The sequence below is a fragment of the Acidaminococcus nyctereutis genome, from assembly GCF_052216985.1.
GTDB classification, from domain to species: Bacteria; Bacillota; Negativicutes; order Acidaminococcales; family Acidaminococcaceae; genus Acidaminococcus; species Acidaminococcus fermentans_A.
In genome coordinates this window covers 40,284-64,460 of the sequence record NZ_JBQOUY010000011.1, presented here as the reverse complement: position 1 = coordinate 64,460, position 24,177 = coordinate 40,284, and the positions used below count along the sequence as shown (strand labels likewise).

The following is a 24,177-nucleotide window of genomic DNA, read 5'->3' as shown; positions in this document are numbered from 1 at the left end:
GCATCCTTTCTTTACCCGTTCCAGGGAGTGTTCCAGCGGTGCTGGAACCAGATCCAGTTATCCGGATACTGGCGGATGATCTTTTCCACTTCCTGGGTCATTTTCAGGGTAATCCGATAATCATCTTTTTCCCGGTTCCCCGTATCTTCATAATAAATGGGTTCTTTCACGAATACCTGGTGGCCGAAGCCGCTGGGTCTGCGCACCATGAAGATGGGGACCACGGGAGCTTTGAACTTCCGGGCGAAATAAGCCGGTCCTTCCGGGGTGGAAGCCATCTTCCCGAAGAAGGGGACGAAGATCCCTTGATACCCCCCGTCCTGGTCGGCGATGAGGCCCAGCATCCTTCCTTTTTTCATGGCCCGGGCGCAGCCCAGGATCTCATTGGTCCCCCGGGCGAAGATTTCCTGCCCCACGCCTCGGCGCAGTTCATTGAGGAAATCGCTGTACACGGGATTGGGCTGGGGCTTTTCCACCGCACTGAGGGGGAATCCATTGAGGGCCAAGGCCGCTCCCAGCCATTCCCAGTTGTCCATATGGCAGGCCAGCATCACGACCCCACGCTTCTTAGCCAGGGCTTCCCAGAGGATATCCGGCCGGTCGAAGCTGACCAGGCCCCGGATATTGTCCTTGTTCAGAGCGGGCATATAGAGGATCTCCATAGCCGTCATCCCTAGATTCAGGAACAGGCGATGGATGATGTCCCGGGCATCCCGGGCTGTGACGCCCATCCGTTCCTGGATGGTCTGTTCTGCCCGGATCCGCTGTTTTTTGGCGATATGCCAGTATAGTTTACCACAATTCCGCCCCAGCCGCACTACGAATTTGTAGGGCAGCAAGGACAGGAACCGGCTCATTCCTTTTAAAAATCCATACAGCATTACTGTCTGTCTCCCTGTCCCTGGATTTCATAGCTCCGGACGATTCCCTCCCACAGCCCTTTGGCCTTGAGGATCCGTTCGATCACGTCTCGGACCGCGCCGTGGCCGCCATTACAGGAAGAGACCAGCATGGCCCGTTCCCGGACTTCCGGAGACGCATCAGCTGGGGCCAAGGTCACAGCCGCCCGGGAGAAAGCCGGCAGGTCATTGAGATCGTCTCCCATGAAAGCCGTTTCTTCCAGAGGTATATCCAGTTCTTTGGAAGCTTGTTCCAGTACTTTGCCTTTATAGATCACGTTTTCATAGACGGAGCTGATGCCCAGTTCCATGGCCCGATGGAGGACGATTTCGCTATGTCGCCCGGTGATGAGGGCTACCTGGATGCCGTGGCGCAGGGCCAGGCTGATCCCCATGCCGTCCCGGGCATCGAAATGCTTGGACAGTTCACCTTCCTGTCCGATGATGATGCTGCCGTCCGTCATGACCCCATCCACATCCAGGGCCAGGAGACGGATTTTGGCCAATTGTTCTTCTGTAATCATTTATACCACTCCCTGGTGTACCAGATCGGTAATGTGCAGCAGGCCGACCACTTTATGATCCTGATCCACCACAGGCAGGACGGTGATAGGCCGAGGTTTGTTGGATTCCATGAGATGCAGGGCTTCCGCCGCCAGTTTGTGATCCAGGATGGTCTTGGGATGTTTCGTCATCATTTCAGAGACCGGCCGGTTCAGGCAGTCCAGATCCTTGGCGATGCCCCGACGGATATCTCCATCGGTCAAAAGTCCCTGGAGATGCTGGTCCCCGTCCACTACAGAGACCGCTCCCACCCCTTTGTCGGTAATGATGAACAGAGCATCCTTGACGCTGATGTCCGCATGGACCACCGGGTTTTCGTCCCCTTTGTGCATCACGTCATCCACCGTAAGGAGCAGTTTCCGCCCCAGGCTGCCCCCAGGATGGAAAATGGCAAATTCTTCCGGGGTGAACTTCCGGGCGCTGAGGAGTTCCATGGCCAGGGCATCCCCGAAGGCTAAAGCCGCCGTGGTGCTGCTGGTAGGTGCCAGCCCCAAAGGACAGGCTTCCCGTTGGACCCCCACATTCAGGACGATGTCCGCATTTTTGGCCAGGGTGGATTCCGGATTTCCCACCATAGCGATGACTTTAGCGCCGATCCGCCGGATGGAAGGCAGGATATTCAGGACTTCTCCGGTTTCCCCGCTGTTGGACAGGGCCAGGACTACATCCTGTTCCGTGACCATACCCAGGTCCCCGTGGATGCCTTCTGCCGGATGGAGGAAGAAGGAAGGAGTCCCAGTGCTGGCCAGGGTCGCGGCGATCTTCCTGGCGATGATACCGGATTTCCCCATTCCAGTGACGATGATCCGCCCTTTGCAGTGGAGGATCATCTCCAGAGCCGCACCAAAATGATCATCCACCCGTGGCAGCAGCTCCAGGATGGAATCTGCTTCGATCTGCAGTGCTTCTTTGGCTTTTTCGAACATGGGTCATGCCTCCCTGCGTCCGATGGCATCGATGGCTTTGGCATCGGCCAGGACCTGTTCCAGTTGATCCAGGGCGATCATATTGGGTCCGTCAGAAAGGGCTTCTGCCGGGTTGTCGTGGGTCTCGATGAACAATCCATCCACACCGACGGCTGCAGCCGCCCGGGCCATGTGGGGAGCGAATTTGCTCTGGCCCCCGGAGCTGGTCCCCTGGCCTCCGGGGATCTGGACACTGTGGGTCACATCCATGATCACCGGGAAACCCAGGTCTCGCATAATGGGCAGGCTCCGCATATCTGTCACCAGGGTATTGTAACCGAAGCTAACTCCCCTCTCGGTGAGCATCAGGTTCCGGCTGCCGGATCCCACGATTTTATTCACCACGTTCTTCATATCCCAGGGAGCCAGGAACTGGCCCTTCTTCACATTGACCACTTTCCCGGTCCGGGCCGCTTCCACCAGCAGGTCCGTCTGCCGGCAGAGAAAGGCTGGGATCTGGATGATATCCAGGACTTCAGCGGCTTTTTCCACCTGGCAGGTTTCGTGGACGTCGCTGATCACCGGCACCCCCAGGTCCTTCTTGATCTGGGCCAGGATCTGGAGGCCTTCTTCCAGACCCGGTCCCCGAAAGGAATCCAGGGCAGAGCGATTGGCTTTATCATAGGAGGCTTTGAACACATAGGGCAGGCCCAGTTTCTCACAGATGGCCTTGGCCCGTTTCCCGATGGCCAGGCTCCGTTCATAGCCTTCCAATACGCAGGGACCTGCCATGATGAGAAGAGGATGGCCCTGTCCCACCTGGTAGGATCCGATCTTGACGATTTCCATGGGTTACTCCTTTCCTTCCGCGTCCAGTTTGGCAAAGATTTCATTGGCCCGGTCCAAATCGGCCTGGGTATCGATACCCACACCCTGGAAATCCGTAGCCAGGACTTTGATCTTGACGCCATTTTCCAATGCCCGGAGCTGTTCCAATCCTTCTACCCGTTCCAGAGGAGTGGGCAGGAGCGCTGCAAATTTCAGTAAGAAATCCCGGCGGTAGGCGTAGATACCGATATGCTTCCACACCTTCACCTCCGGCTCTTCGTTCCGGGGATAGGGGATCAGGCTCCGGGAAAAATACAGGGCATAGCCGTTCTGGTCCGTGACCACTTTCACGGCATTGGGGTTCTGGTAATCTGCCGGGTCCATCACGGTCTTGCAGGTAGCCATTTCCAAGTCGGGATTCTCCCCAAAAGCCTGAGCCAGGTCGTCGATCACCTGAGGCGGGATCATGGGTTCATCTCCCTGGACATTGACGATCACATCCACATCTTCAAAATTCAGAGCCACTTCTGCCAGACGGTCGGTCCCGCTGGGATGGTCTTCCGAGGTCATGACGGCCCGGCCGCCAAAAGCATTGACACAATCCAGGATCCGCTGGTCATCCGTAGCCACCAGCACTTCATCAGGGATCCGGGCCAGAGCTGCCCGTTCATAGACCCGCTGGATCACGGGCTTGCCATGGATCAGGGCCAGGGGTTTCCCTGGCAGGCGGGTGGACCCGTAGCGGGCCGGAATTACACACAGTACTTTCATTTCGACGGATTCTCCTTTTTAATGGCGGCTTTGATGGTATCTACAAAGGCTTCTTCGCCGCTGGTGATCTGGATTTCCATATCCAGGATGTACAAAGGCACATCCCGATGGAGGTAGATGAACTCTGTGGGGATCTTCACCGCATCTTTTCCGGTGGTGATCAAGGCTTTGACTCCCCGGCTGATGGCACGGTCCATGATGTACTGCATTTCCACCATGCCGTAGTCGTGGTGGTCCGGATACCGGATGGCTTCCACGATATTCAGTCCTTCAGCAGTCATGGTCTGTTCAAAGGAAGAAGGATTGCCGATGGCAGAAAATACCATCACATGGTTGCCCCGAAGGGCTTCCAGGGGCAGAGCTTTGGTCATGTCGTTCTTGTACCAGTCTGCGATTTCGATGTAATCGCAGGGTTTATGGATGCTCTCTACGACGGGAGCCTCCGGAGCGTATTTGTGCAGGGTATCACATAGAGTGGCCCGGGAAATGGGGGAACTCTGATCGCATTTGGTCAGCAGGAACAGCCCCGCCCGGCTCAGGTTGCTGAGAGGTTCCCGTAGTGTCCCCCGGGGCAGGATGCAGCCGTTACCGAACATATTGAGGGTATCCACCAGTACCACATCCAGATCCCGATACAGCTGCCAGTGCTGGTAACCGTCGTCCAGGATGATCACTTCTGCTTGGAATTTATCTACAGCGAACTGACCGGTGATGGCCCGTTCCTTGCCGATGACCACGGGGATCCCCGGCAGCTGCTTGGCCATGAGGAAGGCTTCGTCCCCGGCTTCATAGGCCGTCATATAAATCTTTTTCCCGTCGGACACCACCCCGATCTTTTCTTCCCAATGGGACCGGTATCCCCGATTCAGGATCACCACCCGATACCCCATCTTCTGGATCATCAGGGCTACTTTCTGGGCAGTCGGTGTCTTGCCGGTGCCTCCTACCGTGATGTTCCCGATGCTGATGACGCAGCAGTCCAGTTTGGTCCGGGGCATGATCCCCTGGTTGTAGCAGAGCAGCTTCAGCCGGACCCCCGCTTCATAAAGCACGGACAGGACCCGGAGGAAGGACAGGACGCACCAGTCCAGGATCCCGTTGTCCTCTCCGTGGGAAAGCTGGATCAGGTACTGGGTCACTGCATCCCCAGGGCGCATCCGGGGGCTCACTTCATCGTTGATGTTCCGGGTATTGATCTTATAATGGGTATTTACCATGCTCTCGGTAGCGGTCAGTTCCAGCAATTCTTTCAGATAGCCGATGGTCCGCACCGCGGCTCCCCGATTCTCTTTGATGACCTGAAGAGAGGCATCCCCCATCTTTTTCCGCAGGGCATCGTCCCGGAAGATCTTCAGGAACATGGCGGTCATCTCCTGCCCGTCACGGATCTGGACACAGGCTCCCACCTTGCTCAAAAGGGCAAAGGAATCTTTGAAGTTGGACATGCTGGGCCCTACGATGATGGGTTTGGCATGGGCGGCCGGTTCCAACACATTGTGCCCGCCGTGGTTGATCAGGCTGCCACCTACAAAGACTGCATCCCCCACGGCGTAGATCCGGCCCAGTTCCCCTATGGTGTCGATGAGGACCACCTGATACCGGGGACGAGGGCTGCTCATATCTTTCAGCACCGACCGGAGGCCCATGGAGAGACCGTATTTTTCCGCCAGCCGGCTGATTTCATGGAGCCGTCCGGGTTTCCGAGGGGCAATGATCAGACGGGCCTGGGGAAATTCCTTCCGGATGTCCAGGAAGCTTTGGAACAGGGTCTCTTCTTCTGTAGGATGGGTACTGCCGGCCACGATCACCGGATAATCCGTCCCCAGTCCCAGTTCTTCCTTATACTGCTGCAGGTCTCCAGGGGTCACTTCTGCATAAGTCTGATCGAATTTAGTATTGCCGGTGACAAAGATCCGGCGCTTTTCCGCCCCCAGATGCTGGATATATTCTGCGTCGATGGAGGACTGCATGCAGAATCGGGTGACGCTGCCCATCATATCGGAAAGGATCCCGAACAGATACCGATAGCTCTTGACGGATTTGTCAGAGATCCGGCCGTTGACCATCATCACCGGGATCCGACGCAGTTTGATGGCTCGGAGGAAGTTGGGCCACAGTTCTGTTTCCACCGGCATGAAGATCCGGGGCATGATCCGCTTCACAAAGGATTCGGACACAAAGGGCAGATCCAGGGGGAAGTAGATGATGGCATCGGCTTCCGGGATGATCTGATGAGCCATATTGTACCCGCCTGTGGTCACTGCGGACACCAGGATCTTGGCATCGGGCATCGCCTTGCGGATTTCTTTCACCAAAGGACTGGTGGCTACGATTTCTCCCACCGACGCACCATGGATCCAGATGCAGTTCTTATGGGCAACGGCCGCGATTTCTTCATCCCGAAGGAAACCCATACTCTGGCGGAACCGGCGGGGAAATCCCTTTTCCCGGAAATACCGCCAGGTAAAATAGGGCAGGATTACAAAGATGAATAAAACTGTGGCCAGGAAGTTATAGATATAATACATGCTTTGACCTCGTTTTCATTGGGCTTGGCTGATTGACAGGAAACGGCTGGACCATCAGTTGGCCTCCGTCCCTACCGCGGTCCTTCCTTCCAGTTCCCGGACTTCTGCCTGCTCGGCTTTTTCCCGGTACTGGATGTCGTGGAGATGGGCATAGAGCCCGTGGAGAGCCATCAGTTCCTCATGGGTCCCTGCTTCCACGATTTCCCCGTGGTCCAGCACCAGGATCTTACTGGCATTCTGGATGGTAGAGAGCCGATGAGCGATGACAAAAGAGGTCCGCCCCACCATCAGGCGGTCCAGGGCTTCCTGGACGATTCGTTCGCTTTCCGTATCCAGGGCGGAGGTAGCTTCGTCCAGGATCAGGATCCGGGGATCCTTCAGGATGGCCCGGGCAATGGCGATGCGCTGCCGCTGCCCTCCGGATACGTTGATGCCCCGGTCTCCCAGATAGGTGTCATAGCCCTGGGGCAGATTCTGGATGAATTCATCGGCATTGGCCGCTTTGGCCGCTGCCAGCACTTCTTCCCGGGTAGCATCCAGCCGCCCGTACAGGATGTTATTATAGACCGTATCGTTGAACAGATTGGTTTCCTGGGGCACGATGCCTACCTGTTCCCGCAGAGAGGACACAGTGACATCCCGGATATCATGGTCATCGATGAGGATAGCGCCTTCGGTCACATCATAGAACCGGGGCAGCAGATTGGCGATGGTGGATTTCCCTGCACCGCTGGGACCTACCAGGGCAATGGCCTGGCCAGGCTCTGCAGCAAAAGTCAGATGCTTCAGGATGGGTTCATCCGGGTTGTAGGAGAAGGACACGTCCCGGAATTCCACTTTGCCTTTCACAGGCGGCAGGGCGATGGCATCGGCTTTTTCCGGGATCTTTTCGTCCAGATCCAGGATACTGAACACCCGGTCCGCCGCAGCCAGGGCTTTCTGGATATTCCCCAGCACCCGGGCGATCCGCTTGATGGGATTGGAGATGTTCACCGCATAGACCAGGAAAGCGATCAGGGACCCGGCTGTAATGTCGCCGCTGAGGACGCCCCGGCCCCCGAACCAGATGATGGCCGTGACGCCCAGGGCCGCGATGAATTCGATCACCGGGGACAGGGTGCCCATGAGCCGGACACTCTTCATGTTGGCGTCAAAATTCTGCCGGTTGGTCCGTTCGAACCGGGCGATTTCGTAGGGCTCCCGGACAAAGGACTTCACCACTCGGCTGGAAGACAGGGTCTCTTGGAGCACGGAAGTGATGTCGGCCGTAGCCTGCTGGATCCGATGGCCGGTCTTGCGGATCTTCTTGCCGAAGAAATCCATGAAGAACAGCACCACCGGGAAGGTGCAGAAAGCGAAAAGGGTCAGTTTCCAGTCCAGGTAGACCATGGCGCAGATGGAACCGATGAGGACGGAGGTTTCCGTGATGATTTCTACGGAATTGTCCACCATGGCGCTCTGCATGGCCTGGACATCGTTGGTCACATAGCTCATGATGGTGCCCAGTTTGTTGGTATCATAGAACCGGGTATCCAGTTCCATCATCTTCTTGAACACCAGGCCCCGGATATCGATGACTACACTTTCCCCCACGTAATTCATCAGGTAGTTCTGCCCATAATAGGTAATGCCCCGGGCAAAGAAGATCACCACGATACCCAGGGCGATCAAATTCAGCAGCTGGGCATCATTGTTGATGAAGACCTTGTCGATCACATCCCGGACGATCCAGGGGACGTACAGGTTGGCGGCAGAGGTGAGCACAGTGCAGATACCGGCCACGGCCAGACGGGGCAGATAGGGTTTGATGAAGCGCAAGATTCGCAGATACAGGTTCATGGATTCTCCTTTGCTGTTTCGAGGATCAGTTTCGCTGTCCGTTCCACGGCTCCCGGCTGTCCCAATTTGGCTGCAGCCTGCCGCATTTCTTCCCGGACCGCCGCTGCCGTTTCTGGTTCCAGGAAATGGAGGATGGAAGCGGCCATATGGTCCGGGGTCATGTTTTCCTGGATCAGTTCGGGCAGGATCTCTTTCCCGGCCAGGATATTGGGAAGGCCGATGTATTTCACATAGACCATATGCTTGGCGATCCACATGCTGAGTGGACTGGCGGTGTAACAGATGACGCTGGGCAGTCCACAGAGGGCTGCTTCCAGGGTGACGGTGCCGCTGGTGGCCAGGGCCACATCACAGGCGGTCATTACATCGTAATTGTGCCCTTCCACCACCTTTACAGATACTGGACTGGCGGCCAAGATGCCCTGGAGCAGGGCCCCATCGATGGACGGTGCCTTCTGGAGGACAAAATCCACCTCCGGCCGCTGGGCCCGGATCAAGGGCAGGGCCTGGAGCATCACCGGCAGGACCCCGGTGATTTCCTTGACCCGGCTGCCGGGCAGCAGGAGCACTACGGGACGGCCGGGCCGTTTGCCGATGAAAGCTTCCCCTTCCTGAGGGCTCAGGCTGGGCTGTACGATATCTACCAGAGGATTTCCGACAAATTCCACCGGGGCTCCGGCCGCTTGATAGACGTCTGCCGCAAAAGGATAGATACAGGCTACTTTCGTGGCCAGCCGGGCCACCTCTTTGGCCCGTCCCCGGCGCCAGGCCCAGGCAGAAGGCGGGATATAGGAAAACACCGGGATGCCCAGTGCTTTAGCCTCTTTGGCCACCCGCATATTGAAATCCGGATAATCCACCGTGACGAACACATCCGGCTTCCGATCCTCCATGATCCGGCGGAAAGCTTTTTTCAGGCCAAAAAGCCGAGGCAGGGACTGGAGGACTTCCACAAATCCCATGACGCTGTACTCTTTATAATCGAACACCACTTCGCCGCCAGCTGCTGCCAGGGCATCACCGCCCATGCCAAAGACCTGGGCCGCAGGGTCCTGCTGCAGGATGGCGCGGGTCAGGGCAGCGGCATGCAAATCGCCGGATGCCTCTCCCGCAGAAATGAAAACTTTTGTCACCCTGGTGTCTCCTCTCTCATCTGAACATAAGTGTACAGTTTATTATATCACATAACAAAAAAGGGGGTGTGAAAAAATTCACACCCCCGGTCATGGGTCGCGGCTCGCGGGTCGCGAGCTCGGACGTTTAAATGTTTTGTTCGTTTTCTATAGAATGATAAGGCAAAATCCACTGGAATCAGAAAAGCTGGGTCTTTGGACTGCACTAACAAGCCCATTTTTATTTTGCTTCCGGATCCTTCATGGCCACGACCACCAGTTTGTGGCGGTTAGCCAAGTCCAGTGCCTTTTCCCGTTCCACCAGGAGGGTCCGGCCAGCTTCCATGACGATACCGGCACAACCGGATCCAATCATGGATTCCATAGTCTTCACACCTACTCCCGGCATATCGAACCGGTTGTCCTGGGCGGGCTTGGCGGTTTTGGCCACAATGGCACCCTTGCCCAATTGGCCGCCCCGGAGGATGCAGGCATCGGTGCCCTCGATGGCTTCCACAGCCAGGATGGCCTTGTTCTTCACCACCACAGTCTGGCCGATGTCCAATCCGCCGATTTTTTTCGCCATGGCAAACCCATATTTCATATCTTCCCATTCTTCCGGTGTGGGATGCCGTTTGCTCAGCACCCCTTCCTGGGGCATCAGGTCGGTGAGGAACAGGGTCTGATCCATTACATGGATCCCCATGTCCTCCAACTTGGCCACCAAGGCGTTCATGATGGTGTCATCATGCCGGTCCGGCAGGGACATGAGGATCTTGATGGCCTGCCAGTCTGGGACCAGGATGCCTCCGGAATAGAGGATTTCCTTGGTCACCTTGCCGATCATGGTGACCTCGTCCACCCCTTCCTGCTTCAAGGTCTTGAAGATCTTGCCCACTTTGCCGATGTTGATGGCGTAAAAGGCGTCCGCTTCCTTTTCCAGGTCTTCATGGGTGCCTGGCACCAGGGCAATGGCCACCGTACGGCAGCCGGCCTTTTTGGCGCCCCGGACCACATCCACCGGCAGGTGCCCCACCCCGGCCAGTACCCCTAAGGTCTTCCCCATAGGCTTACTCCCGGATGCCGTGGGCGGATGCCCGGCAGATGCCTCTTTCCACAGTGCGCAGGAAACGCATGAAATGTTCCACTTCTTCGTAGCTGTCCAATTCCTGTTCCATGGTTGCAATGGCATCGGACAGGGAAAGGCCTCTCTTGTAGAGGATCTTATAGGCTTTCTTCAGTTCCCGGCGGACTTCCATAGGAATGCCGGCCCGGGAAATGCCTACGCTGTTGAGTCCGGCCACATAGGCTGGGTTCCCAGCCACGATCACGAAGGGAGGCACATCTTGGGAAATCCGGCTCATGCCGCCGCACATGCAGTTCCGGCCGATCTTGGTGAACTGGTGCACAGCGGTAAGGCCGCCGATCACCGCCCGGTCTTCCACGATCACATGGCCGGCCAATGTGGCTACATTGCTCATGATCACGTTGTTGCCCACGATGCAATTATGGGCCACGTGGGTATAGGCCATCATCAGCACGTTGTTGCCAATCCGGGTCTCATTGCCTTCTCCTACAGCCCGATGGACCGTAGCACATTCCCGGATGGTCACATGGTCCCCGATGATGGTCGCCGTATCTTCGCCTTTATATTTCAGGTCCTGGGGGACCTCACCGATGCTGGCACCCTGGAAGAATTCGCAGTTCTTCCCGATGGTGGTCCGGCCGGTGATCACGACGTGGGGGTGAATCACGGTACCTTCACCGATCTTGACATGTTCACCGATCACAGAGTACGGGCCAATTTTCACGTTGGGGCCGATTTCCGCACCCGGTGCAATGATGGCTGTCTCATGTATCAAAGTAGAATCTGCTGTCATGTTTTCACTCCACCTTTATTGTTTATTTTCTGCCAGTGCAAAGAAGAAATCCCCTTCGCAGGCCGGTTCGCCGTCTACAGTGCCTTCACAGTGGGCCACACCCATATTGCCTTTAATCTTGGTGATGATCGCCGTGGTGACCAGCTGATCCCCCGGTTTGATGGGCCGGCGGAAACGCACTTTGTCGATTTTCCCGAAGACGGCAATCTTGCCCCGGTTCTCTTCCGGATACAGCAAGGTAACGCCACCCACCTGGGCCATGGCTTCGATCAGCAGGACCCCCGGCATAATGGGGTTCCCGGGGAAATGGCCGATAAACTGAGGCTCGTTCATGGTGATGTTCTTGATACCCACCGCCCGTTTCATGGGTTCCAGTTCAATGATCCGATCCACCAGCAGCATGGGGTAGCGGTGGGGCAGAATCTTTTGGATTTCCTGAATGTCTAATGTAATCATATCCTTGCTCCTTACTTCTTTTTTCTCTTGTCCAGCAATCGGAGTCTGTCTGGGATGATATTCGTGGAGTCTCCGGTATTCATCGATCTGGCGGGACACGTTGTCATTGAAGGCGTGGCCGCTCTTCATGCAGATGATGTGGGCATGGATGGGGCCCAGGAGATACATGTCGCCGATTACGTCCAGGATCTTGTGCCGGATCAGTTCGTCCGGGAAACGTGGTGTAGAAAGGATCTTATCCTTCCCGAACACCACCACATTGTCCAGATTGCCTCCCAGCCCCAGGCCCATTTTCCGCAGCTGGGCGATTTCATCTTCAAAAGCCACGGTCCGGGCGGCAGCCACTTCCTTCAGGAAGCAGTCTCCCTTGTCTTCCACGTCCATGACCTGGGTACCCAGGAGGGGATGGGGATTGATGGAGGTAAAGGTGATCCGGAAGCCTTCATAGGGCAGGACCACGATGGAGCGGTCTCCGTCGTAATGGGAGAAGAAGCGGTCCACATGGTACACATTCCGTTCCCCATCCTGTTCCACGATCCCGGCTTTCAAGATCTGATCGATGAAGGCCTGGGCGGATCCATCCCCTACGGGCGGTTCCGCAGACGACATCTCCACATAGCAGTTATCGATCTTCAGGATGGCCAGGGCGGCCATGAGATGTTCGATGGTAGTGACACTGGCCCCATTTTCCGTCAATGTCGTGGCCCGGGTGGTGGCGGTAATATTGGCGGCCACAGCATGGACCTGGGGCCGTCCTTCCATATCCGTCCGAATGAACACGATCCCCGTATCCACCGGAGCCGGGCGCAGGGTCATTTCCACCAGTTTTCCGGAATGGAGCCCGATCCCGTCACAGGATGCTGCCTGTTTCAGGGTGTGCTGTCTTTCACTGGTCATAAATCACACGCCTTTCTTATATTCATTATACCGTTTGCGGCCATCTTTCCAGCGATCATGGACCCAGAACCACATGGCAGGGTCCAGCCGGATCTCCCGTTCTGCAATGACCACCAGTGCTTCCATTATAACACGTACATCCTCAGAACGGTTAGCCGTTTTCCCTGTATGGATGGCTGGATAGATCCGGGCGGTCAGTGTCCCGTCTGGATTATTATGCATGAAAAGAGGCACGATGGGAGATCCGAACATCCGGGACAGATGGGCCGCTCCCTGGGGGACCCGGGAAGGCTTCCCGAAAAACAGCAGATGTTCGCCGGTATGGGCAGAATCCTGATCATAGAGGATCCCCACCAGATGCTTCTTTTTTAGATACCGGCCGATGGCCAGCATGCTGTTTTCTCCGTGATTATAGGTCACATGCTGTCCCACCATCCTCCGATAGTCGTTGATGAACCGATCCATGGCCCCGTTGTTCTGTTTCCGGGTAATGGACAATATGGGATACCCTAAGAGGGCCATGGAAGCACCCAGCATTTCCCAGTTGCCATAATGGGCGGTGCACATGATCACGCCCTTATCTTCCGCATAGGCTTTTTCCAGATTCTCCAGCCCCTCAAAATGGACCAGTTGCCGGAAGTTGTCTGGGGTGATCAAGGGATACTTCAAGACTTCGATGAGCATCCGGCCAAAACGCCAGACGCTTTCCCGGGCGATTCTTTCCGCTTCTGCCTCATCCACGCCCAGGCAGTCCTTGATATTCTCTTTGGCCATATACCGGCGCCAGGCAGGGACCACCCGCCAGCCCAAATGTCCCAGCACCCAAGCCAGGGCATGGTTCAGGCAGTCCGGCTGATGGCAGACCAGCCAGCTGACGAACTGCATGAGCTTGTACGCAGCCATTTCCCTTCCTCCTTAGAAAGTCAGATCCATGCCCCCGTACAGGCGATGATCTCTCACACCCACCTGGGCCTGGATGAATTTTCCCACCGGAATGCCGGCGCCATAGTTGAAATGGCTGCCATCATATTCTCCCATCAGGTTCATGGAAAGCCCCAGGAGTCTCGTCTCTTTTTCCACGGCATAGAATCCGTGTTTGTACTGTTCCCCGGTACCTATACCTGCATGGAGCTTCCAGCCGCCCATTAAAGCCTTGCTTACGGTCGCATAGCCCCGACGGTCGTTCCGGTCGCCGATATCTTCCACTCCGATGGCGATGGCAGGAGTCACCGGCGTTTCCCGAAGGATCTGGAGCTTGGCACTGACCGTGCCGTAGGACCCGTCATGTTTGGTATCCACATGGCTGCCTGCGATTTCAATGCCCAAAGGCAGGGCGATATTGCCCCGTACGTTCCGGCCTTCCTTAGTCCAATCCAACCCGGCGGATACATGGCCAGGCATCCGTACATACCCGGAAGGGGCATTGATGATCCCGCTGGTACCGCTGGGCGTAGTCTTGGCTTCTGCTGCAAGCGGCAGCAGGGCCATGCCGCAGAGCAGGGCGGCAGTCAGTCGCTTCCTCATGGCTCCTCCTTTTTTCCATTTTCCAGTTTTTCTACCGTTTTCTCCAGTTGGCGGAGCCGTTTCAGCAGGCCGCCCAATTTCCGTTCATTGGCGGTCTGCCGCAGCCAATCCACATGGGGCTGTGCTGGGAAGCCGGCCCATACCACATTGTCCGGCACGTCGCTGATGATCCCGGTACGGCCGGCAAAGGTGCAGTTGCTGCCGATTTTCAGATGGCCGGCAGTCGCTGCCTGTCCGCCAAAAGTACAGTTGTTCCCGATGGTGACACTGCCGCTGATGCCCACATGGGCTACCAGGATGCAGTTTTCTCCGATGACATCATTATGCCCCACATGGACCAGATTGTCGATTTTCGTGCCTTTGCCGATGACCGTGCTGTCCACAGTGGCCCGATCGATGCAGCTGTTGCAGCCGATCTCCACATCGTCTCCTAGGACCACGTTCCCGGTCTGGAGTACTTTGGTGTGTTTGCCGTCAGCCGTGATGTAGCCGAAGCCGTCCCCGCCGATGACGCAGCCGGCCTGGAGGATCACCCGGTCGCCCAGGATGCAATCTTCCCGTACCGTCACATTGGAATAGAGGGTGCAGCCACAGCCGATCTTTACATGGCGTCCCACATATACATGGGGGTAGATCACCGTATCATCGCCGATTTCCGCGTCTTCTGCCACATAGGCAAAGGGCAGGATGGCCACATTTTTCCCTACTTTTGCAGAAGGATGGATAAAGGCGTATTGGCTGATGCCTTTTTTGACCGCTTCCGGCGGACGGAAAAGCTGCAGCAGGACAGCAAAAGCTGCCCGGGGATTCTCTACAGCCAGGACAGCCTGATCTCCCTTCAGGGCAGCGCCCCGGGGAATCATGATGGCCCCGGCACGGGACTGTCCTGCCACTTCCAGATAGGGAGGGACCGCAAAGGAAATCTGGTCCGCCTGGGCTTCTTCCAGGCCATTGACTCCTTTAAGGACCATATCCGGGTCACCCTGGAGGATTTCCCCTTTCAACAATGTTGCCAGTTCCTGTAATGTTTTTTCCATTTCCAGCATCCTTTCCATTTCATGATGGTACGGGAAAAAGGGCGAACCCTGGTCCGCCCTTATCGAATCTTATTTCATTGCTTTGATGATGTCGTCCGTGACGTCCACGCCGCCCTGAGGGACGGCTTCTTTGACGAGGATGGCGCTCAAGTTCTTCTCTTTCGCCACAGAAGCCGCCGCTGCGTCGAAGCTGCCTTTGACCTTGGCCTGGGCTTCCGCCTGGAGGCTGTGCATTTTCTGGCTCTTTTCTGTCAGGATCTTCTGGGCTTCTTCCTGGCTCTTGCCGGCCGTTTCCTGGTTCAGTTCTTCTTCCATAGCTTTCCCCTTGGTCTGGAGGTCTTTGGTGGCATCCTTGAACACTTGGCTCTCCGTCTGGACTTTATTCATGTCTACCACACCGAACTGGGCATTCCGCCCACAGCCAAAGGACAGCATCGCTGCTGCTGCAATACAGAGAATCATCGTTTTTTTCATATCGTTTCCATCCCTCTTAATAAACAATTTGTTGGACGACCGCATCCACTTCATCAGTGATGTCGTCCGCGCTGATATTCGCTCTCGGATTCCGGAATACCAGCGTATATTTCCGGCTCAGGTTGACTTTCTTGATGGCACTGAGGATGTCACTGTCGATTTCTTCCCGCAACCGTTTTTCTTTGTCTTCCTGTTTCTGGATCTGCTGATCCATGGATTGGATCAATTTGTCCAGTTCCGGCTGTCCCTCTTGGTTCCGACTGCCCTTCTCCAAGAGAGGAAGACCCGTTTGATCCTGGACCGCCTGGCCGGCCAGTTCTTTCGAAAAAGCCTGGAGCCGTGCCTGAGATGCTGCAACATCGGCCGCCAGCTGCTGCTGGAGCCACTGTTCTTTTTCTGCGTCTACCTCGGCCCGGTCCTTCTGCCGTTTATCCAGTAATTCCTGCTGTTCCTGGAGCAGGGCCTTCTGGGCTGCCTCGTCCATTTTCACGCTGCCCAGTTTCAGCCGCAGGTTGAACAGGGGGATCCGGTACTTCTCTTCCACGGCATCCCGGTCTGCTTTCACCCGTTCTTCCGCTTCTGCTTCCAGGGCTTCCCGTTTCTTCCGGAGACGGTCCTGCTCCTGGGCTCGCTTCTCCGCCACTTTAGCGGACCACTGGGCGGATTGGAACTGGCCTTTGCCGGCTTCCCGGACCTGCTTCATTTTCTTCAGCAGATCCAGCTGCTGCTGGCCGTTTTCCTTCTGCCGATCCCGCAGCCAGCGAGCCGTTTCCAACTGTTCCTTCTGGCGTTTCCATTCCTTGTATTTGGGATGCTGTTCCACCAGCCGGTCCCAGTCCACCACGGCAAACCGAGGTTTTTCCTGCCGAAAGGGAAGCCTCCCCCAGGAAAAACCGCAGCCAGACAGGAGGAAGAGCCCGATCAGCAGAAGACTGAGCCATCTGGCCATGGGTCATCCCTCCTGTCTCCTGACGGATCCTTACTTCTTGGCTTTTTTCAGCTGTGCAGTCACATCTGCAGTCACGTCCAGACCGCCATAGACCACAGCGCCCTGGTTGACCACCACCGTCAGGCCCTTGGTCTTGCCCACGGCCACGATGGCATCATCCACTTCTTTCTTCACGGGCTCGATCAGTTCTTTCTGCTTGTCTTCCAGTTTCTTCTGGTAGTCCGCAGCCAGTTTCTGCTTGTCCGCGTCGCTCATATCCTTGCTTTTCTCTTCGAACTCCTTGCGGCTGTCCTCGGCAGCCTGCTGCAGCTGGGTCTGGGCATCTGCCAGACCAGGGGCCGCTGCCATCACCTGGTTGTAATTGACCTTGCCGATGGCTGAATTCATGGTGGTATCCCCGGTTCCCAGGTTCTTGCCCTGGACGGCCAGGACGAATACCCCCACTACCATAATGGCCGCAATGGCCAGAGAAATGACCTTAACATTTTTCTTGTGGGCCAATTCCATCATTTTACTATCCCTGCTTCCTTGTTATGCAATTTATTTATCAGAACTGACCGCCGAAGCTGAAGTGGAAGCGTCCGCCACGGTCGCTGCTTTCCAGCCGGTATCCATAGTCCAGCTTGATAGGACCCAGCGGGGAATTGATCCGGAGACCGATACCCACAGAGTTCTTGATCTTGCCCATATCGAAGTTGGATTCGTCGTATTCCTTGCTCCATGCGTAACCGGCATCTGTAAAGAACACGCCCTGGACCTTCTTGATGATGGGATACCGGAATTCTAAAGAACCCTTCACCATGCTGTTGCCCTTGAACTGATCATCCTTATACCCGCGGAGAATATCGCTGCCGCCCACGCTGAAGCGCTGGGACAGAGGCATATCCCCGTTGGCATAACCGGCCCCCAGATTGAGAGCCCACACATTGTCCTTACCCATCCGGTAATAGTACCGATAGTCGGCCTGGTATTTCTGGAAGTTGAAGTCCCCGCCGAAGTTGGCCACTTCCACAGAATAGGCTGTCCGTTTCCCTTCCCGGGGATCGTAGATGTTGTCCCGGGTATCCAGGGTACGGGCCAAGGTGATGCTCCGGGTGATCCCGAAGTTCTTCTTCATCCGTTCGTGTTTATCCCAATCATAGTCGTCCGGATATTCATGGATCAGGTCATATCCGTTCTCGCCTGCTTCGAACCACTGGGTGCTGTAGCCACTCACCGGTTTCTTGTATTTATCATCCCGGTTCTTCAGAGTGATGCTGTTGGTGATGAATTCGTTGTCGGTGACCCGGCTGAAGAACAGCTCCTCACCCGTACGTTTCTTATAGTACCGGGCGATTTCATCCCCGTCCCGGTTGTAGTCCACGTACTCGTTGGTCATGTTGTAGAAGGTGAAGCCAGCGGTGGTTTCCTTGTCGTCGATCCAAGGCTTCACATAGGAGACTTCGAAGTTGGCCTTGGTTTCGGAGTCGCCGCCGAATTCCCAACGGGCGCTGACGCTGTCCCCGGTCCCCATGAAGTTCTTGTCCCCGATGCTGACCATGCCCAGGAACCCGTCGGCATCGCTGTAGCCGGCGCCAATGCCGAAGGTACCGGTGCTGGTTTCCACCACGGAAACTTCTACAGAAACCGTATTGGGCATCTGGCCTGGATTCAGACGGATGTTCACATCTTCGAAGAAGCCCAGGTTGTAGATCTTCTGCATGGCCCGGCGGGCTTTCTTGGCATTGAAAGGTTCCCCTTTCTTCATGCGCATTTCCCGGATGACCACATAATCCTTGGTCTTGGTATTCCCCTTGACCCGGAAATCTTCGATGACACCTTCCGCCACCTGGACGATCAGCCGGCCGTCGGGCTGCATCCGCACATCAGCTACTTTGGCCAGGATATAGCCTTGCTGGTTATACAGGCTCTCTACTTTCCGGGCTCCGATGTTCACGTCCCGAGAATTCAGGACCTTGCCCACAGGCAGATCCAGGGCTTTTTTGATATCTCCGGTAGATATCACTGTATTCCCTTCGATATCCAGATCTGTCAGCACAGGATTTTCTTCCAGCTGATATTTGATCTGGACCCCTTCCGGCACTTTGGTGAACACCGGACGGATATCGTAGAACCAGCCGGTTTCATACAGGGCCCGGATATCGTCCTGAAGGCCTTCTTTGGTGAACTTGGTCCCAGCGGGCATCTTCAGCACATCCGCCAGTTTGTTCGCATCTTCGTGGGCCGCTCCTTCCAAGGTGACCTTTGTCACAGTCTGGCCGATGAACGGCGTAGATTCCTTGGCAATCTTGGCATACTGGTCTTCCTGGGTGCTGATATCATAATCGGACAGGACGGACTGCTGGAGGATACTCCGGCCGGGAAGCTGTTTGTTCTGGGCTTCCTGGATTTCCTTCTGCTGGGTCATCCGGGCTTCCAACTGCTCTTCATCAGCCTGGGCCTTCTCCTTTTCCTGTTCCAGTTTCTTCTTGCCTACTTTTTCGATGTAGGTGACACCGTTGCGCCGGACCTCCCGGTATTTGGGCTGTTCATCCTCCGTTGCTGCACCAGCCGCTGCTTCAGTGCTCTTCGGCTGTACGGCGGCCTGGTTTTCCGGAACCACTTCGATGGTCCCGACACCCTGTCCTTCTTTGGAAACAGTCTTATGATTTCCCAATTCCACTTCCTGGCTGTGGGTGACTTCTGCGGCGTAAACCGGAGTGGTCATCGCCAGGGAAGCCAGGACGGCGACGGACAGCTGCCGCCAGTTAACATGTTTTTTCATAGAGTACCCCCTATACAGGTTGTTATCATCGGCTGTCAGATTTTCTACTGTTTATCCTTATCCATATCATATCTTGTTTATTATACCTTCTATGGACTGAGATTTCCAGTCCTGGAGTGTGAAAAAAGGGGGTGTTGCACATTGCGTGCAACACCCCCTCTGTCTAGGGGCAGCAAAGCTGCCCGTCACTGGTCTCTTGTCACTGGTTGAAGGCTAAAATTTGCAAGCAAATTTTTGATTGTACAAAAGCTGTTTTTCTGCTGATAAAACCATTATTCCTACTTTCAGTACATTACTGGTCTTATATTATCTGGGGAACCCGCATTCCGGGTTCCTTCCAGAGGCCAGTGACCAAGGACAAGTGACAGGGACTGTTGCGCATGCAACAGTCCCTTTTTTATCAGCTGTCAGAACCGTGTCCGGTACTGGACGCCGTACCAGTGATTGTTGTCCTGATCGGTGGCGATCCCCACGTGGACCTTGGGAGCGATCCGGAACCCAGCATACAGGTTGTGTTCTTCTCCGTCAAAGCTGGTGGTGTAGCCGATCAGCACCTTCCGGCCGAAATACCGGCTCAGCAGCACATTGTACTGGCGCCGTTCCTGACCAACAGCCTCATTGGCCCGATTGGTGTCCGCTGAAAAGGCCACTGTGTTCTGGACATTGCCGCTGTAGATCCGCAGTTCGTCCAGCCCCAGGGCTTGTTTGATGGCATCTTCCACATCTGCCAGGAAGGTCATCTGGAGCCCCGCATCCACCAAGCTCTTCCAGGCATCGTCTCTCAAGCTGGCATCATCGGTCTTCAGGGTCAGGAACCGTTTCAGGGTATTCTCATCCTGAGGCGGATCGCTGGACAGTTTGATGACGATATCATCCAGGCTCAAAGGCCCGCTGGCTTTGGCCAGGATATTGTACTGTCCCAGCCGGGTAAAGGCCGCCATGTTCACATTGGGGATAAAGGTACCCGGGCGGGGCCAGTAGATTTCCCCGAACCCGATATTGAAGGGGGTCCCCAGGTATTTCAGCCGGCTGCCCCGATTCACCCGGATGCTGCCGTTGATCTGGGGGAAGGCGGTGCTGCCTAAGATGTGGAACTGCCCCTTCAGCCACAGGTCCATGAAGGCCGCATTATATAGATGCAGGTTGTTCCCCAGGTCTACATCGATGTCCAGGCCGATGTCCGAACCTCCTTCCCCAAATTCTGGGATGGAGGAAATCCCCAGATAGCCCTTGTCCAGCTTCAGGTTCCCAGACAGGAAGGGTTTGCCTTTTTTGTGTTCCAGGTCGAATTTCCCATTGAGCTTTCCCTTTATGCTGGAGGAAACCAGTTCTACATCCCGGATAGCCATATCCAGGTGATAGGGTTTGCCAGAAGCATCATCGAGCCGGTAGGATCCAGAGGCAGTGATGCTGCCCTTTTTCCCGGTGGTAGTGGAAAATTCTTTCAGGGTGATAGTCTTGCCACTGAAACCGGCATGGAACTTCACATTGTCAAAGGTGTTGTCCAGGCCCCGGAATTTCACGGTCCCTCCATCCAGGTCTATGGAACCGTTCAGATTGTAGTCTTCCAAAGTACCGGTTACGGAAACCCGGCCGCTGGTGGGACCGTCCGCCCATTGGACCCATTTGGTCAGGGTGGGCAGGATGGCCAGGTTCCCATTGTCCAGATGGACTTCCAGGTTCATCCGGGCATCCGGATTTTTCCGTTTCCCGGCCGCCCGGAGCAGATCCATGGGGAAGGTGCCGTAGGCACTGATCTTGTACACATCCCGCTGGATCAGGAACTGATCCAGGTGGAACATGTCATCCCGCAGGGTGACCATGCCATACAGGCTGTCGAAAGCTACCCCGCTGATGCTCCCGGCCTTCATTTCCAGAGAGAAGTTCCCGTTGGGGTCATCCAGTTTCCCCTTGAGCTGGGCCACGATGTTCAGCTTGCCTCTGACTTCCGGCGGATTGTCCAGGGCCACGGTAAGGAGTTTGGCATTGGCCTCACTGGTGGCCAGTTCCAGATCGATGGTCCGCTTCCGTAGGTCGATGTTCCCCTGGGCGGCAATGAGTCCGCCGCCGCTTTCCTTTGCCTGGAGTTTCCGGATCTTCCACAGTCCCAGATGGGTGTAAATGTCGAAATCTGCCGAGGCAAAGGGCACTCCTGCCACTTTCCCGTCTTCCACCTTGCCGATGACGGTCATGCCCGTGCGGGGACCGTCAGGGTTCGCTTCGATGCGGCCGGAAAGATACCCGTCCACATCCGCCTGGATGCCCCCCATCTCTAGCAGGGAGCGTACATTGCCCCGGTTTACGTCCACCGTCCACTGGAACAGTTTCCGGTCGAAGTCGAATTTAGCTTTCAGGGCATAGTCCCCGCCGGTCTTCTGCTGGAAGGTGCCTTGGAAGGTATTCACATGGCCTCCCTGGCTCTGGAAGGACAGGGCCAGTCCAGTGAATTCTACCCCGTTGATCAGGACGGAATCAGAAGACAGCACCCCCTGGAACAGGGGACGGCTGGTGTGGCCGGTGATGCTGCCACTGAAGTTCACAAGGCCTTCCAGATCTACGCTGTCCTTCAGCCAGGGCAGTCGCAGCAGGTTGATGTTCTTGGCATCGATGCCAAGGTCCAGGAATCCATCCCGGCTGACGGTGCCGCTGAACTGGGCCTGGCAGGTCAGGGCCTGGACCCGGAAATTGCTCAGATGGAGGAGCTTGCCGTCATAGGCATAATCCCCGTCCACTTCGTCCACCAGGAATTTGTTTACAGAACCGTCCCAGCCATGGACATGACCGGTGAAGGAAGGATTGGACAGGGGTCCTTTCACTGTAATGGTGTTCGTCAGGTTCCCCGTGACAGGCCAGGGAGACTGGAAGGCCTCGCTGAAAGGTTCCAGCCGGACACCCTGGGTCTCCAGGGTCAGATCCAGCATCGGTTCGCTGCCGGACAGATCCGCTGTACCATCCAGGATATGGGTCCCCTTATCCAGTTTGATTTCCACTTTGTGGAAGCCAGCTTTCCGTTCCTTCCATTCCAATGCCCCGTGGGCTTCCTGGATGGTCTCTCCCAGGATTTCTCCCTCCCGGAAGGAGAAGGCTCCGAAGGCCTGGGGGTCGTCCTCGGTACCGCTGAGGAGGAGATGGGTGGACAAAAGTCCCTTGCCTTCCTGGCCCACAGCTGCCAGCAGGGGATCCACCGGCAGATCCGTAACATACAGGTCTCCTTGGAGCTGACCGGCTTTCAGGCTGCCGCTGCCGGCCAAGGCGCCCCCGTCTTCTGTATAGGCGGAAATCCGGCTGAGGGTCAGATTGCCGCCCTCCATGACCCCATCCAAAGCGATCCGCTGGAGCTTCAGGTTCCCCCAAGCCAAGGACAGATCGCTGGAAGCCGTTTCTCCCTGGAGCCGGCCGTCCCTGTACTGCCCTACGGCATACACGGTCCCATCCAAGACCAGACTGCCCAGCCGGGGCAGGAAGGTGCCGGCGTCCACATGGTCCACATTCAGGGCCAGCTGCCCGTCCTGTGCCTCCCAGTCATAAGAAGCCTTCATGGTTGCCGAGCCACCGCCCAGGGACACCTTGGCGCCATCGGTCTCTACCCGGTGATTCTGGAAGGAGAAGGGCAATGTCACTTGATCCGCTTCATAGCCCTGGAAAGTCAGCGCTGGGCTGGTGAAGGTGCCGCTGCCGGTCAAGCTGTCTTTGGTTCCGTCTATAGCCAAGCTGCCACTGAGTGTCCCAGAAACGGGAAGATCCAGGGGCAGGGCGGACAAGTCGAATCCATCCACATCCGCTTGGAGTTTTTCCGCCCGGGGGTTCTCCAGATCCGTCAGATCCAGACCTCCGGAAAGCCGCACTTTCTGCCCGTCAACAGCAACATCCAGTTCCCGGGCCTTCAGCCGCATCTGGTCAAAGGACAGTTCCCCGTCGGCGCCCAGAGCTAGTTTCTTCCCTTCCCAGTCATAAACCGCACCTACCTGGCGCAGCAGGGCTTTGCCCGAAAGCTGGCTGCCGGAGGCATTGTTTGTCCAGGTAATGGACGCATCTGAAAAAGCTCCTGAAAGGTCCGTCACCGGCAGGAAATGCCCAGCCAGAGAACTGAAATCCCGGAGAGCCAGCAGGTCTGTCCGAGCTGTCAGGGTACCCTGCCGGTCCGTATCCAGATTCCCGGCCACATGGATGGTCTGGCCCTTCCGGGTAACTGTCAGATCCAGGGCGAAATCCGGATTCCGAGAAGGATCGATGGTCCCTTCCACCCCCGCCTGCCAGGTGCCATAAGGCAGACGCAGTTCCACCGACCCATCCTGGATGGAAATGAGTCCTTTGAAGTCAGTGCTGGAACTCTGGCTTTCCTTCAGCAAATGGGCGATATTCCATTCCTGCTGTTCATCCTGGACCAGATATACCTGAGGCTGTTCCACGATGACCCGGGTGATCATCCCTACAGACCCACTGCCCGTAAGGACCTTCAGAGGGTCCAGTTGCAGGGAAAGAGAAGGGACTTCTGCCACCAGCTGTCCTCTCTGATCTTCCAGCCGCAAGTTCCGGGCTGTAAAAGTCAGGTCCGGGCTCACTTCCATAGTCTCCATCTGCAATTGACCGTTGATGTATTCGCCGGCGGTATTTTCTACCAAGGGGATGGCCCGCTCCAGCCCTGCAGGAAGGATCACTTTCCACAGGACCAGGTACAGCAGGACCAGGACCCCGGCCAGAATGCCCAGCCGTTTTTTTCCTTTGGTACCCATGAGGGCCTCCGTATCGT

Annotated in this window: 19 protein-coding genes; all 19 read right to left on the bottom strand. The window is 56.2% G+C overall.

Annotated elements, in window-relative coordinates; all coding sequences use genetic code 11:
- Positions 1–11 precede the first annotated feature (11 nt).
- A complete protein-coding gene (locus ACTUHY_RS07100; RefSeq protein WP_442827156.1) occupies positions 12–881 on the bottom strand; it encodes a lysophospholipid acyltransferase family protein in 870 nt (289 codons plus the stop codon).
- Positions 881–1,423, bottom strand: coding sequence for a KdsC family phosphatase (locus tag ACTUHY_RS07095; RefSeq protein ID WP_442827155.1), 543 nt, complete (start codon positions 1,421–1,423; stop codon positions 881–883). The genes ACTUHY_RS07100 and ACTUHY_RS07095 overlap by 1 nt, the downstream gene beginning before the upstream one ends.
- Positions 1,424–2,389 carry a KpsF/GutQ family sugar-phosphate isomerase gene (locus ACTUHY_RS07090; RefSeq protein WP_442827154.1) on the bottom strand — a complete coding sequence of 322 codons (966 nt, stop codon included), beginning with the start codon at positions 2,387–2,389 and terminating at the stop codon, positions 1,424–1,426.
- A gap of 3 nt (positions 2,390–2,392) precedes the next feature.
- Positions 2,393–3,217: a 3-deoxy-8-phosphooctulonate synthase gene (gene kdsA, locus ACTUHY_RS07085; RefSeq protein ID WP_442827153.1), complete on the bottom strand. Its 825-nt coding sequence runs from the start codon at positions 3,215–3,217 to the stop codon at positions 2,393–2,395.
- A gap of 3 nt (positions 3,218–3,220) precedes the next feature.
- Complete coding sequence (kdsB, locus tag ACTUHY_RS07080) at positions 3,221–3,967, bottom strand: 3-deoxy-manno-octulosonate cytidylyltransferase (protein ID WP_442827152.1); 747 nt, start codon at positions 3,965–3,967, stop codon at positions 3,221–3,223.
- Positions 3,964–6,495 (bottom strand): tetraacyldisaccharide 4'-kinase, encoded by a 2,532-nt coding sequence (gene lpxK / locus ACTUHY_RS07075; RefSeq protein WP_442827151.1) that lies wholly within the window; start codon positions 6,493–6,495, stop codon positions 3,964–3,966. The genes kdsB and lpxK overlap by 4 nt, the downstream gene beginning before the upstream one ends.
- 54 nt (positions 6,496–6,549) lie before the next feature.
- Positions 6,550–8,334 carry a lipid A export permease/ATP-binding protein MsbA gene (msbA, locus tag ACTUHY_RS07070; protein WP_442827150.1) on the bottom strand — a complete coding sequence of 595 codons (1,785 nt, stop codon included), beginning with the start codon at positions 8,332–8,334 and terminating at the stop codon, positions 6,550–6,552.
- Positions 8,331–9,467 (bottom strand): lipid-A-disaccharide synthase, encoded by a 1,137-nt coding sequence (gene lpxB, locus ACTUHY_RS07065; protein ID WP_442827149.1) that lies wholly within the window; start codon positions 9,465–9,467, stop codon positions 8,331–8,333. The genes msbA and lpxB overlap by 4 nt, the downstream gene beginning before the upstream one ends.
- Before the next feature lie 220 nt (positions 9,468–9,687).
- Positions 9,688–10,512, bottom strand: a complete 825-nt coding sequence (locus tag ACTUHY_RS07060; RefSeq protein WP_442827148.1) for an LpxI family protein — start codon at positions 10,510–10,512, stop codon at positions 9,688–9,690.
- A gap of 4 nt (positions 10,513–10,516) precedes the next feature.
- Positions 10,517–11,326, bottom strand: a complete 810-nt coding sequence (gene lpxA / locus ACTUHY_RS07055) for an acyl-ACP--UDP-N-acetylglucosamine O-acyltransferase (RefSeq protein WP_278673498.1) — start codon at positions 11,324–11,326, stop codon at positions 10,517–10,519.
- 15 nt (positions 11,327–11,341) lie between these two features.
- Positions 11,342–12,679, bottom strand: a complete 1,338-nt coding sequence (gene lpxC, locus ACTUHY_RS07050) for a UDP-3-O-acyl-N-acetylglucosamine deacetylase (protein WP_442827147.1) — start codon at positions 12,677–12,679, stop codon at positions 11,342–11,344.
- A 3-nt stretch (positions 12,680–12,682) separates the two neighbouring features.
- Positions 12,683–13,582 (bottom strand): lysophospholipid acyltransferase family protein, encoded by a 900-nt coding sequence (locus ACTUHY_RS07045; protein WP_442827146.1) that lies wholly within the window; start codon positions 13,580–13,582, stop codon positions 12,683–12,685.
- Between the two features lie 12 nt (positions 13,583–13,594).
- Positions 13,595–14,203, bottom strand: a complete 609-nt coding sequence (locus ACTUHY_RS07040) for a YjbH domain-containing protein (RefSeq protein ID WP_442827145.1) — start codon at positions 14,201–14,203, stop codon at positions 13,595–13,597.
- Positions 14,200–15,240, bottom strand: coding sequence for a UDP-3-O-(3-hydroxymyristoyl)glucosamine N-acyltransferase (gene lpxD / locus ACTUHY_RS07035; RefSeq protein ID WP_442827144.1), 1,041 nt, complete (start codon positions 15,238–15,240; stop codon positions 14,200–14,202). The genes ACTUHY_RS07040 and lpxD overlap by 4 nt, the downstream gene beginning before the upstream one ends.
- 69 nt (positions 15,241–15,309) lie before the next feature.
- Positions 15,310–15,714 carry an OmpH/Skp family outer membrane protein gene (locus tag ACTUHY_RS07030; protein ID WP_442827143.1) on the bottom strand — a complete coding sequence of 135 codons (405 nt, stop codon included), beginning with the start codon at positions 15,712–15,714 and terminating at the stop codon, positions 15,310–15,312.
- A 16-nt stretch (positions 15,715–15,730) separates the two neighbouring features.
- Entirely contained in the window at positions 15,731–16,663 is a 933-nt protein-coding gene (locus tag ACTUHY_RS07025) for a coiled-coil domain-containing protein (RefSeq protein ID WP_442827142.1), read from the bottom strand.
- Positions 16,664–16,693: 30 nt separating this feature from the next.
- Positions 16,694–17,173 (bottom strand): OmpH/Skp family outer membrane protein, encoded by a 480-nt coding sequence (locus ACTUHY_RS07020; RefSeq protein ID WP_442827141.1) that lies wholly within the window; start codon positions 17,171–17,173, stop codon positions 16,694–16,696.
- 37 nt (positions 17,174–17,210) lie between these two features.
- A complete protein-coding gene (locus ACTUHY_RS07015; RefSeq protein ID WP_442827140.1) occupies positions 17,211–19,427 on the bottom strand; it encodes a BamA/OMP85 family outer membrane protein in 2,217 nt (738 codons plus the stop codon).
- A gap of 407 nt (positions 19,428–19,834) precedes the next feature.
- Positions 19,835–24,160 (bottom strand): translocation/assembly module TamB domain-containing protein, encoded by a 4,326-nt coding sequence (locus ACTUHY_RS07010; protein WP_442827139.1) that lies wholly within the window; start codon positions 24,158–24,160, stop codon positions 19,835–19,837.
- Between the last annotated feature and the right edge of the window lie 17 nt (positions 24,161–24,177).

Bases quoted from the DNA above. Each gene is read 5' to 3' on its own strand.
- ACTUHY_RS07100 (WP_442827156.1), bottom strand. From the start codon at position 881: ATGCTGTATGGATTTTTAAAAGGAATGAGCCGGTTCCTGTCCTTGCTG.
- ACTUHY_RS07095 (WP_442827155.1), bottom strand. From the start codon at position 1,423: ATGATTACAGAAGAACAATTGGCCAAAATCCGTCTCCTGGCCCTGGAT.
- ACTUHY_RS07090 (WP_442827154.1), bottom strand. From the start codon at position 2,389: ATGTTCGAAAAAGCCAAAGAAGCACTGCAGATCGAAGCAGATTCCATC.
- kdsA (WP_442827153.1), bottom strand. From the start codon at position 3,217: ATGGAAATCGTCAAGATCGGATCCTACCAGGTGGGACAGGGCCATCCT.
- kdsB (WP_442827152.1), bottom strand. From the start codon at position 3,967: ATGAAAGTACTGTGTGTAATTCCGGCCCGCTACGGGTCCACCCGCCTG.
- lpxK (WP_442827151.1), bottom strand. From the start codon at position 6,495: ATGTATTATATCTATAACTTCCTGGCCACAGTTTTATTCATCTTTGTA.
- msbA (WP_442827150.1), bottom strand. From the start codon at position 8,334: ATGAACCTGTATCTGCGAATCTTGCGCTTCATCAAACCCTATCTGCCC.
- ACTUHY_RS07060 (WP_442827148.1), bottom strand. From the start codon at position 10,512: ATGGGGAAGACCTTAGGGGTACTGGCCGGGGTGGGGCACCTGCCGGTG.
- lpxA (WP_278673498.1), bottom strand. From the start codon at position 11,326: ATGACAGCAGATTCTACTTTGATACATGAGACAGCCATCATTGCACCG.
- lpxC (WP_442827147.1), bottom strand. From the start codon at position 12,679: ATGACCAGTGAAAGACAGCACACCCTGAAACAGGCAGCATCCTGTGAC.
- ACTUHY_RS07045 (WP_442827146.1), bottom strand. From the start codon at position 13,582: ATGGCTGCGTACAAGCTCATGCAGTTCGTCAGCTGGCTGGTCTGCCAT.
- ACTUHY_RS07040 (WP_442827145.1), bottom strand. From the start codon at position 14,203: ATGAGGAAGCGACTGACTGCCGCCCTGCTCTGCGGCATGGCCCTGCTG.
- lpxD (WP_442827144.1), bottom strand. From the start codon at position 15,240: ATGGAAAAAACATTACAGGAACTGGCAACATTGTTGAAAGGGGAAATC.
- ACTUHY_RS07030 (WP_442827143.1), bottom strand. From the start codon at position 15,714: ATGAAAAAAACGATGATTCTCTGTATTGCAGCAGCAGCGATGCTGTCC.
- ACTUHY_RS07025 (WP_442827142.1), bottom strand. From the start codon at position 16,663: ATGGCCAGATGGCTCAGTCTTCTGCTGATCGGGCTCTTCCTCCTGTCT.
- ACTUHY_RS07020 (WP_442827141.1), bottom strand. From the start codon at position 17,173: ATGATGGAATTGGCCCACAAGAAAAATGTTAAGGTCATTTCTCTGGCC.
- ACTUHY_RS07015 (WP_442827140.1), bottom strand. From the start codon at position 19,427: ATGAAAAAACATGTTAACTGGCGGCAGCTGTCCGTCGCCGTCCTGGCT.
- ACTUHY_RS07010 (WP_442827139.1), bottom strand. From the start codon at position 24,160: ATGGGTACCAAAGGAAAAAAACGGCTGGGCATTCTGGCCGGGGTCCTG.